16 protein-coding genes are annotated in these 16,638 nt (G+C 70.4%); 4 read left to right on the top strand and 12 right to left on the bottom strand.

Annotated elements, in window-relative coordinates:
• Positions 1–24: 24 nt before the first annotated feature.
• Positions 25–1,224: a lipase family protein gene (locus F0U47_RS01200; RefSeq protein WP_223162613.1), complete on the bottom strand. Its 1,200-nt coding sequence runs from the start codon at positions 1,222–1,224 to the stop codon at positions 25–27.
• A 166-nt stretch (positions 1,225–1,390) separates the two neighbouring features.
• On the opposite strand from F0U47_RS01200, the gene F0U47_RS01195 reads away from it, so the two are divergent.
• On the top strand, positions 1,391–1,750 hold the full coding sequence (locus F0U47_RS01195; RefSeq protein ID WP_246159361.1) for an ArsC/Spx/MgsR family protein: 360 nt from the start codon (positions 1,391–1,393) through the stop codon (positions 1,748–1,750).
• On the opposite strand, the gene F0U47_RS01190 is transcribed toward F0U47_RS01195, so the two are convergent.
• Positions 1,751–3,781: a protein meaA gene (locus F0U47_RS01190; RefSeq protein WP_149748485.1), complete on the bottom strand. Its 2,031-nt coding sequence runs from the start codon at positions 3,779–3,781 to the stop codon at positions 1,751–1,753.
• Between the two features lie 78 nt (positions 3,782–3,859).
• Positions 3,860–4,171 carry an STAS domain-containing protein gene (locus F0U47_RS01185; protein ID WP_149748484.1) on the bottom strand — a complete coding sequence of 104 codons (312 nt, stop codon included), beginning with the start codon at positions 4,169–4,171 and terminating at the stop codon, positions 3,860–3,862.
• Positions 4,172–4,324: 153 nt separating this feature from the next.
• On the opposite strand from F0U47_RS01185, the gene F0U47_RS01180 reads away from it, so the two are divergent.
• The 3 genes from F0U47_RS01180 to F0U47_RS01170 are packed head-to-tail and all read left to right on the top strand — an operon-like array spanning position 4,325 to position 9,106.
• Positions 4,325–4,903: a cob(I)yrinic acid a,c-diamide adenosyltransferase gene (locus F0U47_RS01180; protein WP_149748483.1), complete on the top strand. Its 579-nt coding sequence runs from the start codon at positions 4,325–4,327 to the stop codon at positions 4,901–4,903.
• On the top strand, positions 4,900–5,886 hold the full coding sequence (locus F0U47_RS01175) for a lytic transglycosylase domain-containing protein (RefSeq protein WP_149748482.1): 987 nt from the start codon (positions 4,900–4,902) through the stop codon (positions 5,884–5,886). Before F0U47_RS01180 ends, F0U47_RS01175 begins: the two co-directional genes overlap by 4 nt.
• Before the next feature lie 31 nt (positions 5,887–5,917).
• Entirely contained in the window at positions 5,918–9,106 is a 3,189-nt protein-coding gene (locus F0U47_RS01170; RefSeq protein WP_149748481.1) for a DEAD/DEAH box helicase, read from the top strand.
• Positions 9,107–9,118: 12 nt separating this feature from the next.
• On the opposite strand, the gene F0U47_RS01165 is transcribed toward F0U47_RS01170, so the two are convergent.
• The 9 genes from F0U47_RS01165 to atpB form a co-directional block, all read right to left on the bottom strand.
• Positions 9,119–9,559, bottom strand: coding sequence for a DUF2550 domain-containing protein (locus F0U47_RS01165; RefSeq protein ID WP_149748480.1), 441 nt, complete (start codon positions 9,557–9,559; stop codon positions 9,119–9,121).
• Positions 9,560–9,570: 11 nt separating this feature from the next.
• Positions 9,571–10,005 (bottom strand): F0F1 ATP synthase subunit epsilon, encoded by a 435-nt coding sequence (locus tag F0U47_RS01160; RefSeq protein ID WP_149748479.1) that lies wholly within the window; start codon positions 10,003–10,005, stop codon positions 9,571–9,573.
• A 1-nt stretch (position 10,006) separates the two neighbouring features.
• Positions 10,007–11,455 (bottom strand): F0F1 ATP synthase subunit beta, encoded by a 1,449-nt coding sequence (gene atpD / locus F0U47_RS01155; RefSeq protein ID WP_149748478.1) that lies wholly within the window; start codon positions 11,453–11,455, stop codon positions 10,007–10,009.
• 39 nt (positions 11,456–11,494) lie between these two features.
• Complete coding sequence (locus F0U47_RS01150) at positions 11,495–12,412, bottom strand: F0F1 ATP synthase subunit gamma (protein ID WP_149748477.1); 918 nt, start codon at positions 12,410–12,412, stop codon at positions 11,495–11,497.
• Positions 12,413–12,418: 6 nt separating this feature from the next.
• The gene (atpA, locus tag F0U47_RS01145; RefSeq protein ID WP_149748476.1) at positions 12,419–14,056 is read right to left on the bottom strand and encodes a F0F1 ATP synthase subunit alpha; all 1,638 of its coding nucleotides are present in this window, start codon (positions 14,054–14,056) and stop codon (positions 12,419–12,421) included.
• Positions 14,057–14,126: 70 nt separating this feature from the next.
• Positions 14,127–14,921: a F0F1 ATP synthase subunit delta gene (locus tag F0U47_RS01140; RefSeq protein WP_149748475.1), complete on the bottom strand. Its 795-nt coding sequence runs from the start codon at positions 14,919–14,921 to the stop codon at positions 14,127–14,129.
• Complete coding sequence (locus tag F0U47_RS01135) at positions 14,921–15,475, bottom strand: F0F1 ATP synthase subunit B (RefSeq protein ID WP_149748474.1); 555 nt, start codon at positions 15,473–15,475, stop codon at positions 14,921–14,923. The genes F0U47_RS01140 and F0U47_RS01135 overlap by 1 nt, the downstream gene beginning before the upstream one ends.
• A gap of 62 nt (positions 15,476–15,537) precedes the next feature.
• Positions 15,538–15,759 carry an ATP synthase F0 subunit C gene (gene atpE, locus F0U47_RS01130; protein ID WP_118925418.1) on the bottom strand — a complete coding sequence of 74 codons (222 nt, stop codon included), beginning with the start codon at positions 15,757–15,759 and terminating at the stop codon, positions 15,538–15,540.
• A gap of 65 nt (positions 15,760–15,824) precedes the next feature.
• Positions 15,825–16,622: a F0F1 ATP synthase subunit A gene (atpB, locus tag F0U47_RS01125; RefSeq protein ID WP_149748473.1), complete on the bottom strand. Its 798-nt coding sequence runs from the start codon at positions 16,620–16,622 to the stop codon at positions 15,825–15,827.
• Positions 16,623–16,638: the final 16 nt, after the last annotated feature.

The raw sequence follows: 16,638 nt of genomic DNA, 5'->3' as shown, positions 1-16,638 counted from the left end.
CACGTGCGGCCGTTCCTCGTGCGCTCAGAACAAGCCGCAGTTGGCGGCACCCGGCCGGCCGTTGAGGGCCCGGGCGAGCCAGGGCACGGCACGGGTGCCGAACTCGGGCATCGCCAGGACGTGGGTCGGCGCACCGATGGTCTCGAACCGCACCTGCGCACCGCCCGCACACCACTCGCGCGCCATCTGCCGGCCCTGGGGATAGGGGACGATGTCGTCGAGGAGGCTGTGCGCGACGAACGTCGGGACCTGCGGCGGGCGAGACCCGATCCGCTGGTCGGCGACCAGCGACACGAACGGCTCCTCCACCAGGTAGTCCGCGACCGGCCGGCCGTCCTCGGTCAGCGTGCTGCTACGGGTGAAGGCGTACCGCGGCAGGCTCTCCCAGACGCACTCGTCGACGACCGCGTCGGCGAGCTCCTCTCCCCGCTCGTTGAGGTAGTCGTCGAGGTTCACCTGGTCGGGGTACGCCGCCTCGAGGCCAACGACGGCGTAGCCGAGGAACGCGGCCGCCATGCTCCCGTCGAGTGACCGGCCGACGTCGGCCAGGTCCGCAGGCGGGGCGCCGATGGCGGCGCCGCGGACGTCCAGCTCGGTCGTGTACGCCGCCTCGACCTCTGCCGCGGCAGCGGCCGCGCCGCCACCCTGGGAGTAGCCGTACAGCCCCACCGGTCCGGCGTCCGGGACGGCGGGCAGGTCCTGCGCTGCGCGGACGCCGTCGAGCAGCGCGTGCGCTTGCGAGGCGCGGTTCATGTAGGTGTGGACCCCGGGCGTCCCGAGGCCTTCGTAGTCGGTGACGACGACCGCGTACCCGGCCGTGACGAGGGTCGCGATCATCACCTCCTCGTACTCCAGCCCGCTCTGCAGCAGCTTCGACGGGGCGCAGGCGTCACCCAGGCCCTGGGTCCCGGGAGCGAACCCGATCACCGGACGCTGACCTCCGCCGAGCCACGGCGCCAGCGGCACGATGACCGTGCCGGTCACCGCGATCGCGCTCCCCCGCGCGTCCTCGCTGAGGTACATGATCCGGCGGGCGCTCGCGAGCAGCGTGGCGGGCACCACGCTCGGCTGGTGCCGCACGAGCGTGCCGTGCTCGCCGGCGGGCAGCGGGGACGGCGGGACGTAGAAGTCCGCCGAGGCGGACGCGGCCGCCGACCCGGGCGCCGGAACCGGCGCGAGGAACATCGCTGCCAGCAGGCAGGTCAGCACGGACAGTCGGCGCACCACGGCCCCCTTCTCGCTCCCTAGTGCCTCCGGAGCGTAGGAGCGATGCGACACGCACGCTCGCCCAGCACAGCGCAGCCGGGGCGGTGCGACCGAACCGTTGCCGGGACGGGGCCGGATGTTGTCACGTGGGTGACAGATCGCAGGACGGTCCTAAGGTGCTGTGGTGATCGAGATCTGGTTGAACCCCGCCTGCTCCAAGTGCCGGACGGCGGTCAGCGAGGTGGAGGCCTCGGGCAAGGAGTACGTCGTACGGCGCTACCTGGAGCAGCCGCCGACCGTCGCCGAGCTCGAGGACGTGCTCGCCCGGCTCGGGCTCGAGCCGTGGGACATCGCCCGCACCGGGGACGCCAAGAAGCTCGGTGTCACGCTGCCGGCGAAGGACGCCGAGCACCGCCACACGTGGCTCGAGGCCATGGTCGACCAGCCGCGGCTGATCCAACGGCCGATCATCACCGCCTCGGACGGGACCACCGTCGTCGGTCGCGACCCGGACTCGCTGGCCCGGGTGATCGACGCCGGCTGATCAGTCGAGCCCGTTGGCCTTCCGGATCACCTGGACGATGCCCCCCATGATCTCGGTCAGGCCGTAGTCCTTCGGGGTGTAGACGGCCGCCACGCCCAGCTCGACCAGGCGCCGCCCGTCCGACTCGGGGATGATGCCGCCGACGATGACCGGCACGTCGCCCATCCCGGCCTCCTTGAGGCCGTCGAGCACGCTGGGAACGAGCTCCATGTGCGAGCCGGACAGGATCGAGAGCCCGACACAGTGGACGTCCTCGGCCACCGCGGCGGCGACGATCTGCTCGGGCGTCAGCCGGATGCCCTGGTAGATGACCTCGAACCCCGCGTCGCGCGCGCGTACGGCGACCTGCTCGGCGCCGTTGGAGTGGCCGTCGAGCCCGGGCTTGCCGACGAGCAGCCGCAGTCGGCCGCCGGAGTGCCCGGCCAGCTCCTCGCCGGTCTTCCTGACGGCCTCGCGGACCGTGGTGAGCTCGGCGCCCGCCTCGGCCACGCCGACCGCGCCGGTGACGCCCGTCGGGGCCCGGAACTCGCCGAACACCTCGCGCAGGGTCCCCGCCCACTCCCCCGTCGTCGCGCCCGCCCGGGCGGCGGCGAGGGTGGCGGTCATCAGGTTCACGCCGCTCTTGGCGTCCTCGGCCAGCTTCGCGAGCGCGTCGGCGACCTCGGCCTCGTCGCGCTGCTCCTTCCACGCCTCGACGGAGGCGAGTGCGGACTTCTCCGCCTCCGGGTCGGCGGCCATGATCGCCCCGTCGAGGTCGGCGGTCAGCGGGCTCGGCTCGGTGGTCTCGAACTTGTTGACGCCGACGATGACCTCGTCACCGGCCTCGATCCGCGCGCGCCGGGCAGCGTGGGCCGAGACCAGCTCCTGCTTCATGTAGCCGGAGTCGACGGCCGCGATCGCGCCGCCCATCGCCTGGACCCGGTCGATCTCGGCCTTGGCGCCCTTGACCAGCTCCTGGACCTTCGCCTCGATGACGTGGGAGCCGTCGAAGATGTCGTCGTACTCCAGCAGGTCGGACTCGAACGCCAGCACCTGCTGCAGCCGCAGCGACCACTGCTGGTCCCAGGGACGCGGCAGGCCGAGCGCCTCGTTCCACGCCGGCAGCTGGACGGCGCGGGCCCGGGCGTTCTTGGACAGGGTCACGCCGAGCATCTCGAGCACGATGCGCTGCACGTTGTTCTCCGGCTGCGCCTCGGTCAGGCCGAGCGAGTTGACCTGCACGCCGTAGCGGAACCGCCGCATCTTCGGGTCCTGCACGCCGTAGCGCTCGCGGGTGATCTCGTCCCACAGCTGGTTGAAGGCGCGCATCTTGCACGTCTCCTCGACGAACCGGACGCCGGCGTTGACGAAGAACGAGATGCGGCCGACGACCTTCTCGAAGTCGGCCTCGTCCACCTGGCCGGAGTCCCTGACCTGGTCGAGCACGGCGATCGCGGTGCAGAGCGCGTAGGCGAGCTCCTGCGTGGGCGTGGCGCCGGCCTCCTGCAGGTGGTAGCTGCAGATGTTGATGGGGTTCCACTTGGGGATCTGGTGGACCGTGTAGGCGATCATGTCGGCGATCAGCCGCAGCGAGTGCTCGGGCGGGAACACGTAGGTGCCCCGCGAGAGGTACTCCTTGATGATGTCGTTCTGCGTGGTGCCGGCGAGCTGCGCGGCGACCTCGTCGGGCGACAGGTCGGGGTTCTGCTCCTCCGCGACGACCTGGTACATCGCGAGCAGCCACATGGCGGTCGCGTTGATCGTCATCGAGGTGTTCATCTCGGCGAGTGGGATGTCCTTGAAGAGCTTGCGCATCTCGCCGAGGTGCGGGACGGGAACGCCGACCTTGCCGACCTCGCCGCGGGCCAGCGGGCTGTCGGGGTCGTAGCCGGTCTGGGTCGGGAGGTCGAACGCCACGGAGAGACCGGTCTGGCCCTTCGCCAGGTTGGTCCGGTACAGCGCGTTGGACGCCTCAGCCGTCGAGTGTCCGGCGTAGGTGCGCATCACCCAGGGCCGGTCCTTCTGGGGGTGAACGCTCTTCGACTCGCTCATACAGCGAAGCCTAGGGCTAGAGCTACTGCCAGGTAACGCCCCGGACATGTGGGGTTTCCGACACGGCCGAAACGTCTGCTACGCGGGGATGGCCTCGCGCTCGAGCTCGAAGAACCGCACCAGGTGGCTGAGGTGGAGCATGCGGCGCACCGCCGGACACGTACCACGCAGCACGATCCGCTGGCCCCTGCGGAGGGCGAACCGACTGGCGACCGCGAGCACCTTGAGCGCCGTGAGGTCGATCGTCTCGACCTCGGTCATGTCGATCGTGATCGCGCCCTCGTCGTTGCCGCGCAGGTGGTCGTAGACCGCATTGCGGACCTCACCCGTGCTGCGGACGTCGAAGTCGCCGCTCAGCAGGAGGATCGGGCCATCGGTCATGATCTGCATGTCCTCCCCCTTCCGCCTGTTGTGCGTTCGCCCGAGACGTTCGGTGGTGTCTCTACCCACCATGACGCGGGACAGACCGATTCGGTTGCATGCGGAGCGCTAACACTTTCGGTGTGTCGTGGGTCACACACGCCCTCGCCGTACGCTCTGGGCATGGTCAACCTCACCCGGATCTACACGCGCACAGGTGACGCCGGCGAGACCCGTCTCGGCGACATGAGCGTGACCACGAAGACGGACCCGCGGCTCGAGGCCTACGCCGACGTCGACGAGGCCAACGCGCATCTCGGCGTCGCGATCGCGACCGGCGGGCTCGACGACGACGTGGTCGCGGTCCTGGTCCACGTGCAGAACGACCTGTTCGACGTGGGAGCCGACCTGTGCAACCCGGTGACCGAGAACCCGGAGTACCCGCCGCTGCGCGTCGAGCAGGCCTACGTCGACCGGCTCGAGGCCTGGTGCGACCACTACAACGACCAGCTCCCGAAGCTGCGCTCGTTCATCCTCAGCGGGGGCACCCCGGCCGCCGCGCACCTCCACGTCGCGCGGACCGTCGTACGACGTGCGGAGCGCTCCGCGTGGGCGGCCTACGCCGTCCACGGCGAGACGATGAACAAGCCGGCGATCACCTACCTCAACCGGCTCTCCGACCTGGTGTTCATCCTCGCCCGCTACGCGAACCGCGAGAACGGCGACGTGCTCTGGGTCCCCGGGGGCGAGCGCGGCAAGTGAGGCCGCTGCTGGTCGCGGTCGCAGTGGTGGCACTGCTCCTCTCGGGGTGCAGCGACACCGAAACCGATCCGCCGGACGGGGACCGCACCTCCGAGGAGAGGCCGGGACGACCGGACCAGGACCCGAAGGACCCGAAGAACGAGCAGGACGAGCAGGACGAGACGGCCCCGCGGCCGAGCACTGACCTGGCCGGCAGCCCGGATGAGCTCGCGACCCGGCTCGTCGCCGCCGAGCGGCTGGTCCGGTCGGACACCACCGATCCCGAGACGCTGGAAGCGGCGGCGTTCGAGTCCCAGATCCTCTACCGCCAGCTCGCCCGCACGCCGCAGTGGCAGGACCGGGTGCTGGGCCGGTTGGGCGGGCTCCGCCGGATCGCCGAGCTGCACATCGAGGCCCGCCAATCGCTGCGCAGCGTCCTCTCCACGCTGTCCGACGAGCTGCCCGCGTGGGAGATCCGCGACCCGGAGCCGACTGCCGAGCTGCTGCGCTACTACCGCGAGGGCGAGCGCACCCACGGCGTCGCGTGGGAGCTCCTCGCCGCGATCAACCTCGTCGAGACCGGCTTCGGGAAGATCGACGGCATCTCGACGGCCGGCGCCCAGGGGCCGATGCAGTTCATCCCCTCAACCTGGGCGGCCTATGGCGAGGGGGACATCAACGACCCGCACGACGCCATCCTCGGGGCGGCCAACTACCTCGCTGCGAACGGCGGCGACACCGGCACCACCTCCGGGCCCGGTGTCGAGAACGCCCTCTACCGCTACAACAACCACCAGGGGTACGTCGACGGGATCCTCGCCTACGCGGCCATCCTCGAGCAGGACCCGCGGACGCTGCGGAGCCTGGTGAACTGGCAGATCATCTACGTGTCGACCATCGGCGACCTGTGGCTGCCGGTCGGTTACCGCGAGACGGCGCCGGTGCCCGTGCGTCAGTACGTCCGGCAGCACCCTGAACGGCACCTGGGGACAGCGACCGACTGATGTCCGGGTCGCGTGCCACGATGGTCGGGCCGTGGACGTTCTCGCTGCCCTGACCGACGACTTCCTCGAGGAGCACTTCGCCCCCGAGACGATCGAGCGCGCCCACGGCTACCTCGACCGGCTGGACGGGCCGCCCCACCTGCAGCAGCTCAGCACGGGCTCGGTGACGGCGACCGCCTACGTCCAGGGCACGGCCGCGTCGCCGTACCACGTCCAGCTGCACTGCGAGGTCGGCCGGCCGAGCGGGCGCAGCCGGGCGTCGACGACTGGCTGGATCTTCAGCCTGTGCACCTGCCCGGTGCGCAACATGTGCAAGCACGGCGCGGCGGTCGCGCTGAGCATCCGCTCTGGTCATGCGCCGGCGGGGCGGGTCCCCGAGTGGGAGCGCCAGCTGGGGTCGCTGGTCGAGGACCTCTCCCGGACCGCCGACCGGGAGGTCGAGCAGTTCCCGCTCGCGCTGCAGTTCACGCTCGACGAGCGGCGGATCTACTCCTACCGCGACGACGGCCCGGTGGTCGGCCTGCGGCCGCTGCGGCCCGGCGCCAAGCAGGCGTGGATCAGGTCGGGGGCCGACTGGTCCGACATCCCGGGCGCCGTCCTGGCGCGCAGCCTGCTGCCCGAGCACGCCGACGCCGTGGGTGCTCTCCACGCCGCGCTCCAACGGCACCGCGGCTACCAGGCCGCCGGCACCGCTCCGTCCCTGTCGCAGTTCGGCCCCCACCTGCCGCGCATGCTCCGCGCCGCAGAGGCGGCGGGCGTCGAGCTCGTCCCGGTGGCGCCGCTGACCTCGGTGACGATCCGCGAGAAGCCCGTCAGCCTGGCCGCCGAGATCACGAGCGACGGCGAGGTGGCGCGGCTGACCCTCGGCGTCGACGCGGACGGCCTGATGTGGCAGGGCAGGCAGGTCATCCTGGTCGGCCACGACCGGGTCGTCGCGCTGCTCGACGACGGCCGTCTCCAGGTCGCCGAGCTCGACCGTGACGTCCCCTCCGTCGCCCGCCGGCTGATCGAGGACGGTCCGCTGGAGGTGCCGGCCGCCGACCTCGAGAGCTTCCGCGGCCGGGTCGCGCCGTTGCTGCGGCATCTGACCGTCCGCTCCCCCGACGGCTCGGTCGAGGTGCCGGCGCCGGTGCGGCCGACCCTCGTCGTCACCGTCAGCTGGCGCAGCTCCACCGAGGCCGACCTCACCTGGGAATGGCGCTACGACGACGCCCATCGCTGCGCGCTCGACGACCGCGACCTGCTCGAGGGCCTCCGCGACCGCCGCGCGGAGGCGGCGGTCCGGGCAACCGTGCCGCCAGAGCTCCTGGGCCGCCGGACCGTCCGCGACGGCGATGCCCTCTCGCTCGCGATCCACGACCTCCCCCACCTGCGGGAGCAGCCGGACATCGAGGTCGTCGAGGTGCAGCGGCCGGACTTCCGCGAGGCGACGTCGGCGCCCGAGATCAGCTTCGACGTCGTCGAGCCTGACGCCGAGGAGGGCTACACCGACTGGCTCGACCTCGCGGTGACCGTCAACGTCGAGGGCGAGCGGATCCCGCTGCCCGACGTGATCGCCGCGATCACCCTCGGACACGAGTTCCTGGTCCTGCCGAGCGGCCTGTTCATCACCACCGACCGTCCCGAGTTCGACCGCCTCCGGGAGGTGGTCGCGGCCGCCGCCGAGCTGCGGGAGAGCGACGGCGACCGCATCGGCGTCGGGACCCACGACCTGGGTCTGTGGGCGCAGCTCGCCGAGACCGGGATCGTGGACGCCCAGGCGGCCGAGTGGGTGGCCCGCGCGCAGGCGCTGCGGGACCTGGTCGAGATCCCGCGGCCGGAGCCGGTGGGGCTGGCGACCGAGCTCCGCTCCTACCAGCGCGAGGGGCTCTGGTGGCTCGCGTTCCTCTGGGAGCACGGCCTGGGCGGGATCCTGGCCGACGACATGGGCCTCGGCAAGACGCTCCAGGTCCTCGCGCTGGTCAGGCTCGCGCGTGAGCGGCGGCCCGAAGCCGGGCCGTTCCTCGTGGTGGCTCCGACCAGCGTCGTCACCGCCTGGGTCCACGAGGCCGCGCAGCATGCGCCCGGGCTGCGGGTGGGCGTGTGCAGTCGCCGTACCGACGACGTCGCGGCGGTCGCCGCCGAGAGCGACCTCGTGGTGACGACCTACACCGTGCTGCGGCTCGCCCGCGCGCGCTACGCCGAGGTGGCGTGGGGCGGCCTCGTGCTCGACGAGGCGCAGCAGGTGAAGAACCACCAGAGCAAGACCTACGCCGCTGCGCGGGCCGTGGCCGCGCCGTTCAAGCTCGCCGTCACCGGCACGCCGTTCGAGAACCGGCTCATGGAGCTCTGGGCCCTGCTCTCGATCACGGTGCCGGGTCTCTACCCCTGGCCGCGCCTGTTCAACGAGCGGGTGGTCCGGCCCGTCGAGCGGGGTGGCGACCGGGCTGCGCTCGACCGGTTCCGCGCACGGATCCGGCCGTTCCTGCTGCGCCGGACCAAGGAGCTGGTGGCCGACGACCTGCCGCCGAAGCAGGAGCAGGTGCTCGACGTCGTCCTCGAGCCGAGACACCGCAAGATCTACGACACCCACCTGGCGAAGGAGCGGCAGCGGATCCTGGGGCTGGTCGAGGACTTCGACCGCAACCGGGTCGCCATCTTCAGTGCGCTCACGAAGCTGCGGCAGCTCGCGCTCGATCCGGCGCTGGTCGACCCCGCCCACGACACGGTGGGGTCGGCCAAGCTCGACCTGCTGGTCGAGCACCTCGAGGAGATCACGGCCGAGGGCCACCGCGCCCTGGTCTTCAGCCAGTTCACCTCGTTCCTCACCCGGGTGCGGGCGCGGCTGGCCACCGAGGGCATCGGCGCGACCTACCTCGACGGCTCGACGCGCGACCGCGGGGCCGTCATCGAGGAGTTCCGGTCCGGCGGCGCCCCGGTCTTCCTGATCTCCCTCAAGGCGGGCGGGGTCGGGCTCACCCTGACCGAGGCCGACTACGTGTTCGTGCTCGACCCGTGGTGGAACCCCGCGGCCGAGGCCCAGGCGGTCGACCGTGCCCACCGGATCGGGCAGACCGCTCACGTCCACGTCTACCGGCTCGTCGCCGCCGACACCATCGAGGAGAAGGTGATGGAGCTCAAGGACCGCAAGGCCGAGCTCTTCGCCCGGGTCATCGACGGCGAGGGCGCCATGGGTCAGGGCATCGACGCCGAGGACATCCGCGGGCTCTTCGACGAGTGACCCGCGGGCTCCCTAGCGGTTCCAGTCCGTCCCCGGCGGCTTGGCCTCGAGCCAGGCCTGGAACCCGGTGAGGGAGGCCAGGCTCATCGCGAGCTCCACGTCCCCGGAGCGAGAGGCGCACCGGATCACGACGTGGTCGGGGTAGAGCGAGGCCTGCTCGGCGCCGACCGGCTCGCGCCGGCCGTCGTACGTCAGCTGCTCGCGGTACCAGACCCGTTTCGGCTTGGGCCACAGCGTGAAGATGCGGAACCACTCGAGCTTCTCGCCGGAGTAGCGGCCGAGGCCGAGCACCCAGCCGCGGCCGTCGGTGTCAGCGGTCAGCCGGTGGCTGAGCTCGAACGTCCCGCCGTGCCGTGCCAGGATCCGGCGCCGGACGACCAGGCCGACGCCGTACGCCAGCAGCAGGAGCAGCGCGATGCCCGCGACATCGACCAGCCACTCCCACCATGCCATCGAGGACGTCGCTAGTGGCTAGCGCCCGAGGAGACCTTCTCGGCAGCGCGGAGCCGCGCCTCGGCGCGACGCACACGGCGCTCGGCCTCGTTGTTCGCGCCGATCAGTCCGCGGGCCTCCTCGAGCTCGGCCTTCGCCTTGTCGACGTGGATCTCCTCGCCGAGCTCGATGTGCTCGGAGAGGATCGAGACCCGGTTGTTGGCCACGGACAGGAAGCCACCGTCGACCGCTGCGACGACCACGTCGTCGGTGCCGTCGACCTGGATCTCCACCACGGCCTCGGACAGCAGCGACAGAGCCGGCGCGTGGTCGCGCAGGACGCCGAGGTCGCCCTCGGTCGTCCGCGCGATCACCATCGCCGCGTCCCCGGACCACACGGTGCGGTCCGCTGCGACGAGCTCGACGTGCAGCGCCTCGGAGTCGGCAGCGCCAGTTCGGTCTGCCATGTCAGAGGTTCTTCTGGATCTCGGCCCACTTGGCCTCGACGTCGTCGAGACCGCCGCACATGAAGAACGCCTGCTCGGCGACGTGGTCGTACTCACCGTCAGCGATCTTGTTGAACGCCTCGATCGTGTCGGCGACCGGCACGGTCGAGCCCTCGATGCCGGTGAACTGCTTGGCAACGTAGGTGTTCTGCGACAGGAAGCGCTGGATCCGGCGCGCCCGGCTGACGATGATCTTGTCCTCCTCGGACAGCTCGTCGACACCGAGGATCGCGATGATGTCCTGCAGTTCCTTGTTGCGCTGCAGGATCTGCTTGATCCGGATCGCGCAGTCGTAGTGCGCCTGACCGATGTACTGCGGGTCGAGGATCCGCGAGGTCGAGGTCAGCGGGTCCACGGCCGGGTAGATACCGAGCGACGCGATCTCACGCGAGAGCTCGGTGGTGGCGTCCAGGTGGGCGAAGGTCGTCGCCGGAGCCGGGTCGGTGTAGTCGTCCGCCGGCACGTAGATCGCCTGCATCGAGGTGATCGAGTGACCGCGGGTCGATGTGATCCGCTCCTGCAGCGTGCCCATCTCGTCGGCGAGGTTGGGCTGGTAACCCACCGCGGACGGCATCCGGCCGAGCAGCGTGGAGACCTCGGAGCCGGCCTGGGTGAACCGGAAGATGTTGTCGATGAACAGCAGCACGTCCTGCTTCTGCACGTCGCGGAAGTACTCCGCCATCGTCAGCGCGGACAGCGCGACCCGGAGGCGGGTGCCCGGCGGCTCGTCCATCTGGCCGAAGACGAGGGCGGTCTGGCCGATGACGCCGGCCTCCTCCATCTCGACGATGAGGTCGTTGCCCTCACGGGTGCGCTCGCCGACGCCGGCGAACACCGACACACCACCGTGGTCCTTCGCGACGCGGGCGATCATCTCCTGGATGAGCACGGTCTTGCCGACGCCCGCACCACCGAACAGACCGATCTTGCCGCCCTGGACGTACGGCGTCAGCAGGTCGATGACCTTGATGCCGGTCTCGAACATCTGGGTCTTCGACTCGAGCTGGTCGAACGCCGGCGCCTTGCGGTGGATGCCCCACCGCTCCTTGACCTCGAGGGTCTCGCCGTCCTGCAGGTTGAGGCAGTCGCCGGTGGCGTTGAACACCTTGCCGAGCGTCACGTCGCCCACCGGGACGCTGATCGGGCCGCCGGTGTCGGTCACCTGCGCGCCACGGACCAGGCCGTCGGTCGGCTTGAGCGAGATGGCGCGGACCAGGCCGTCACCGATGTGCTGGGCCACCTCGAGCGGGAGCGTCGTGGTCTCGCCGGCGAGGGTGACCTCGACCTCGAGCTTGCTGTAGATCTCCGGCATCGCGTCGGCCGGGAACTCGATGTCGACCACCGGGCCGATGACCCGGGCGATCCGACCGGTGGTCCCAGTCTCAACAGCCTCTTCAGCGGTTGCAGTCATTGTGTTCTCCGATTACTTCGTGGGTCAGTCGGTCGGTGGTCAGTCGTTCGCTGCGGCCTGGGCGTCGGCGAGGGCGTTGACGCCGCCGACGATCTCGCTGATCTCCTGGGTGATGCCGGCCTGCCGGGCCTGGTTGGCGATCCGCGTGAACTTCTTGATGAGCTCCTCGGCGTTGTCCGTCGCCGACTTCATCGCCTTCTGCCGTGCGGCCAGCTCGGAGGCGGCCGCCTGGAGGAGGCTGTAGAAGATCCGGCTCTGGACGTACTGCGGCAGCAGTCCGTCGAGCACCTGGGAGGCCGACGGCTCGAACTCGTAGAGCGGCAGCAGCTCGTCGTCCTCGGGCGGCGCCTCCCCCTCGACGACCTCCAGCGGCAGCAGCCGGACCGCGGTCGGCTCCTGGACCAGCATCGAGCGGAACCGGGTGTAGACGATGTGGACCTCGTCCACATCGCCCTCCTCGCCCTGCTCCTTCAGGAAGGCGTCGATCAGCGCGCGGCCGATCTCGGCCGCGATGTCGTAGGACGGCTGGTCGGAGAACCCGGTCCAGGAGTCGACGAACGGACGCTGGCGGAACTTGAAGTACGCCTCCGCCTTGCGGCCCGCGAGGAAGTAGTCGATCTCCTTGCCCTCGTCACGCAGCCGGCCCGAGAGTCGCTCGACCTCCTTGAGCACGCTCGAGGAGTAGGCACCGGCGAGACCGCGGTCGCTCGTGATCACGAGCACCGCCGCCCGCTTCGGGTTCTCCTCCTCGCGGGTCAGCGGGTGGTCGACGTTGGAGAACGTCGCCACCGCCGAGACGGCCCGGGTGAGCTCCCGGGCGTACGGCGCGGCGTGCTGGGCCCGCTGCTGCGCCTTGATGATCCGGGACGCAGCGATGAGCTCCATGGCGCGCGTGATCTTCTTCATCGACTCTGTCGACTTGATCCGCGCGCGGTACTCCCGCAGCGATACGGCCATGGTGGGTCAGCCTCGCTTCTGCTTGACGATCTGCTCCTGCTCGAGCTCGTCGTCGGCCAGCGCCTCGGCCTCGGGCTCGTGCCCGACCCGGATGCTGCCGCCCTCGGAGGTCTCGAACTGGTCCAGGAAGCTGTCGTAGGCCGCGGCCACGCCGTCCTCGTCCTCGAACTTCTGGGTCTCCCGGATCGCGGCGAGGAGGCCCTCGTGCGAGCGACGGAGGTAGTCGAGGAACTCCTGCTCGAACCGGAGCACGTCCTCGGTCGGGACCTTGTCGAGCCGACCGCTGGTGCCGAGCCAGAGCGACACGGTCATCTCGGGCAGCGGGTAGGGGCTGTAGGCGGGCTGCTTGAGCAGCGCCATCAGCCGCTGGCCGCGGTCGAGCTGCTGGCGCGAGGCCGCGTCGAGGTCGGAGGCGAACATCGCGAACGCCTCCATCGCGCGGTACTGCGCCAGGTCGACCTTCAGCGATCCGGTGACCGCCTTCATCGCCTTCGTCATGGCCGAGCCACCCACGCGCGACACCGAGATGCCGACGTCGATCGCGGGCCGCTGGTTGGCGGCGAACAGGTCGGACTGCAGGAAGATCTGGCCGTCGGTGATCGAGATGACGTTGGTCGGGATGTAGGCCGACACGTCGTTGGCCTTGGTCTCGATGATCGGCAGACCGGTCATCGATCCGGCGCCGAGGTCGTCGGAGAGCTTCGCGCAGCGCTCGAGCAGCCGGGAGTGCAGGTAGAAGACGTCACCCGGGTAGGCCTCACGGCCCGGCGGACGGCGCAGCAGCAGCGACACGGCGCGGTAGGCCTCGGCCTGCTTGGTCAGGTCGTCGAACACGATCAGGACGTGCTTGCCGTCGTACATCCAGTGCTGGCCGATGGCCGAGCCGGTGTAGGGGGCGAGGTACTTGAAGCCGGCGCTGTCGGACGCGGGCGAGGCGACGATCGTGGTGTACTCGAGCGCGCCGGCCTCCTCGAGGGCACCGCGGACGGCCGCGATGGTCGAGCCCTTCTGGCCGATCGCGACGTAGATGCAGCGCACCTGCTTCGTCGGGTCGCCGGAGTCCCAGTTCTGCTTCTGGTTGATGATCGTGTCGATCGCGACCGTGGTCTTGCCGGTCGACCGGTCGCCGATGATCAGCTGACGCTGGCCACGGCCGATCGGGGTCATCGCGTCGATCGCCTTGATGCCGGTCGCGAGCGGCTCGTGCACCGACTTCCGCGCCATCACGCCGGGCGCCTGGAGCTCGAGGATGCGGCGACCCTCGGCCTCGATCTCGCCGAGGCCGTCGATCGGGGTGCCGAGCGGGTCGATCACACGACCGAGGAAGCCGCTGCCGACGGGGACCGAGAGGACCTCGCCGGTACGGCGGACCGTCTGGCCCTCCTCGATCTTGTCGAAGTCACCGAGGATGACGACACCGATCTCGCGCTCCTCGAGGTTCAGGGCGAGGCCGCGGGTGCCGTCCTCGAACTCGAGCAGCTCGTTGGCCATCGCCGACGGCAGGCCGCTGACGCGGGCGATGCCGTCACCGGCGGAGGCGACGGTGCCGACCTCCTCCTTGGCCGCCGCGGAGGGCTGGTAGTCGGCGACGTACTTGGCGAGGGCGTCGCGGATCTCGTCCGGACGGATGGAGAGTTCTGTCATCGGAAGTCGCCTTCTCTCTTCTCTGCTGAAAGTCTTCGTTGGCCAGTTGCCTGGCGTAGGTGGGTGCCGGTCAGCCGGCGAGCTTGCGGCGGGCGTCGTCGAGTCGGCTGGCGATCGTGCCGTCGATGACGTCGTCGCCGATCTCGACCTTGATGCCGCCGAGGACATCGGGGTCGACGACGACGTTGAGGTGCACCGGGCGGCCGTACTGCTCGGTCAGGGCCGCAGCCAGCCGCTGCAGGTCGCCCTCGGGAAGCGGCCGGGCGACCCGGACCGTGGCGACGCCACGTCCCCGGACGTCGGCGGCGACCTTCTCGTACTCCTCCAGTGCCACCGTGATCGTGCGGTGGCCGCCGGACAGCGCCTGCTTCACCAAGGTGACCGTGGCCGGGAGCACCTTGCCTCCCAGCAGCGTGTCGACCAGCGCCGCCTTGTCCTCCCCGCTGCGGGCGGGGTCCGACAGGGCGTTGCGGAGGTCGCTGCTGTCGGCGACGACCGAGCGCACCGAGAACAGCTCGTCGACGAGCCGGCCCGCGTCCTCTCCCGAGGAGTTGACGCTCGCCACGACGCCCACGTGCTCGAGGCCGTCGGCCAGGTCGCGCGTGCGCGTCCAACGACGGGAGACCGCGTCCTTCAGGAGCTCGAGCGAGGCCGCGTCGACCTTGCCCTGCCAGAGCTGCGACACCAGGCCGGTCTTGGCGTCGACCGGGACCGAGGAGTCGGTGGCGAACCGCCGGAGCGCGCCCTCGGAGCGGAAGGTGGCCGCCGCCGCGAACAGGTCCTCGGCGACCGTTGCCGAGTCGCCGACCTGGTCGGTCAGCGCGGCGACGGCGTCGGCGGACGCACCTCGGAACGAGGACACCATCAGTTCGCCCCCGGGGTCCCGGTCTCGAGCTCGGCGAGGAAGCGCTCGACGACCCGGCCCTGGCGGGCGTCGTCGTCGAGGGACTCGCCCACGATGCGGCCCGCGAGGCTGGTCGCGAGAGAGCCGACCTCGGCCCGCAGCGAGGTGACCGCCTGCTGGCGCTCCGCCTCGATCTGCGCCTTGCCGTGCTCGACGATGCGGCCGGCCTCGGCCTGGGCCTGCTCCCGCATCTCGGCGATGATCGCCGCTCCCTGCTCGCGCGCCTCCTCACGGATGCGCGCGGCCTCGTGCCGGGCGTCGGCGAGCTGGGCCTCGAGCTCGGCCAGCTTGGCGTCGGCCTCGGCCTGCTTCGTCTCGGCCGCGGCCAGGCCGCCCTCGATCGCCGCCGTGCGCTCGGAGAACGTCTTCTCGAAGTTCGGAGCGACGAGCTTCCAGATGGCGAGGAAGAGGAGGCCGAACACCACCAGGGCGAGGACCACCTCGATCCACTCGACGGCGAGGGGGCTCGGCTCGTGGCCTTCCTCGGCGGCGAGGATCACGAAAAGTGATTTCATGGAACTGACCTTGTCGATCGCAGGGTGCGCTAGCTAACGGACGTCGTCAGGGACGACGAACGTCACTGAGTGCTTTCGCCGGTGAGGACGAACGCGAGGGCGATGCCGATGATGGCGAGCGCCTCGGCGAGCGCGAACCCGAGGATCGCGATCGACTGCAGGCGGCTCTGCGCCTCGGGCTGGCGGGCGACGCCGTTGATGTAAGCGGCGAAGATGAGACCGATGCCGATGCCCGGGCCGATGGCAGCCAGGCCGTAACCGATCATGTTGAGAGAGCCACCCATGGCTTCTTTCCTTTCGGGTTGTTTTCTCGTGCGAGAACTGTGGGGTTGTGGTCGGGAGCGGACGGTCAGTGCTCGTCGGCGAGCGCGCCCTGGATGTACATCGCGTTCAGCAGGACGAAGACGTAGGCCTGCAGGACCTGCACCAGGATCTCGAGGAACGCCACCGCGACCGCGAGGATCCACGCCAGCGGGCCGGCGACGTAGCCGATGCCGCCGACGTGCTCGACGAGGTAGAGACCGCCGGTGGCGAAGAGCACCAGCAGGATGTGGCCGGCGAACATGTTGGCGAAGAGACGGAGGGCCAGCGTGACCGGCCGCACCAGGATGTTGGAGAAGAACTCCAGCGGGACCAGCAGCGGGTACATCGCCGGGCTGACGCCGGACGGCACGCTCTGCAGCTTGAGGTAGCCGAGGAAGCCGTGCTTCCAGATGCCGACGGCGTTGTAGATGATCCAGGAGAGCCCGGCCAGCGCGTAGGCCATGCTCGCGCGGCTGAACGTCGGGAACTGGATGAACGGGATGCTGGCGAACAGGTTGTTCACCAGGATGAAGAAGAACATCGCGACCAGGTAGGGCACGAACCGCTGGAAGTCGTGGCTGCCGATGATGTCGCGGGCGACGCTGTTGCGGACGAAGCCGTAGGCGCCCTCCCCCGCGAACTGGAGCTTGCCGGGCACCATCGCCCGCTGGCGGGCGGCGACGTACAAGAACCCGAAGACCAGCGCGGCGGCGAGCACCAGCTGGAGCATCGGCTTCGTCACGCCGATGCCGGCGATCTCGAAGACCGGCGGAAGGTCGAAGATGCCCGGACCCGGGGCGGGGAAACCGCCTCCCTCGGCGGCAATGGTGGCGCTGGCTGCCATGATCACCAGGTCTCCT

Origin of the sequence: Nocardioides antri (genome assembly GCF_008373765.1) — a bacterium.
Lineage (GTDB): Bacteria > Actinomycetota > Actinomycetes > Propionibacteriales > Nocardioidaceae > Nocardioides > Nocardioides antri.
This window is presented reverse-complemented; position numbering and strand designations above follow the sequence as displayed.

Coding starts and splice junctions, on each gene's coding strand:
- F0U47_RS01190 (WP_149748485.1), bottom strand. CDS start 3,781: ATGAGCGAGTCGAAGAGCGTTCACCCCCAGAAGGACCGGCCCTGGGTG.
- F0U47_RS01185 (WP_149748484.1), bottom strand. CDS start 4,171: ATGCAGATCATGACCGATGGCCCGATCCTCCTGCTGAGCGGCGACTTC.
- F0U47_RS01180 (WP_149748483.1), top strand. CDS start 4,325: ATGGTCAACCTCACCCGGATCTACACGCGCACAGGTGACGCCGGCGAG.
- F0U47_RS01165 (WP_149748480.1), bottom strand. CDS start 9,559: ATGGCATGGTGGGAGTGGCTGGTCGATGTCGCGGGCATCGCGCTGCTC.
- F0U47_RS01160 (WP_149748479.1), bottom strand. CDS start 10,005: ATGGCAGACCGAACTGGCGCTGCCGACTCCGAGGCGCTGCACGTCGAG.
- atpD (WP_149748478.1), bottom strand. CDS start 11,455: ATGACTGCAACCGCTGAAGAGGCTGTTGAGACTGGGACCACCGGTCGG.
- F0U47_RS01150 (WP_149748477.1), bottom strand. CDS start 12,412: ATGGCCGTATCGCTGCGGGAGTACCGCGCGCGGATCAAGTCGACAGAG.
- atpA (WP_149748476.1), bottom strand. CDS start 14,056: ATGACAGAACTCTCCATCCGTCCGGACGAGATCCGCGACGCCCTCGCC.
- F0U47_RS01140 (WP_149748475.1), bottom strand. CDS start 14,921: ATGGTGTCCTCGTTCCGAGGTGCGTCCGCCGACGCCGTCGCCGCGCTG.
- F0U47_RS01135 (WP_149748474.1), bottom strand. CDS start 15,475: ATGAAATCACTTTTCGTGATCCTCGCCGCCGAGGAAGGCCACGAGCCG.
- atpE (WP_118925418.1), bottom strand. CDS start 15,759: ATGGGTGGCTCTCTCAACATGATCGGTTACGGCCTGGCTGCCATCGGC.
- atpB (WP_149748473.1), bottom strand. CDS start 16,622: ATGGCAGCCAGCGCCACCATTGCCGCCGAGGGAGGCGGTTTCCCCGCC.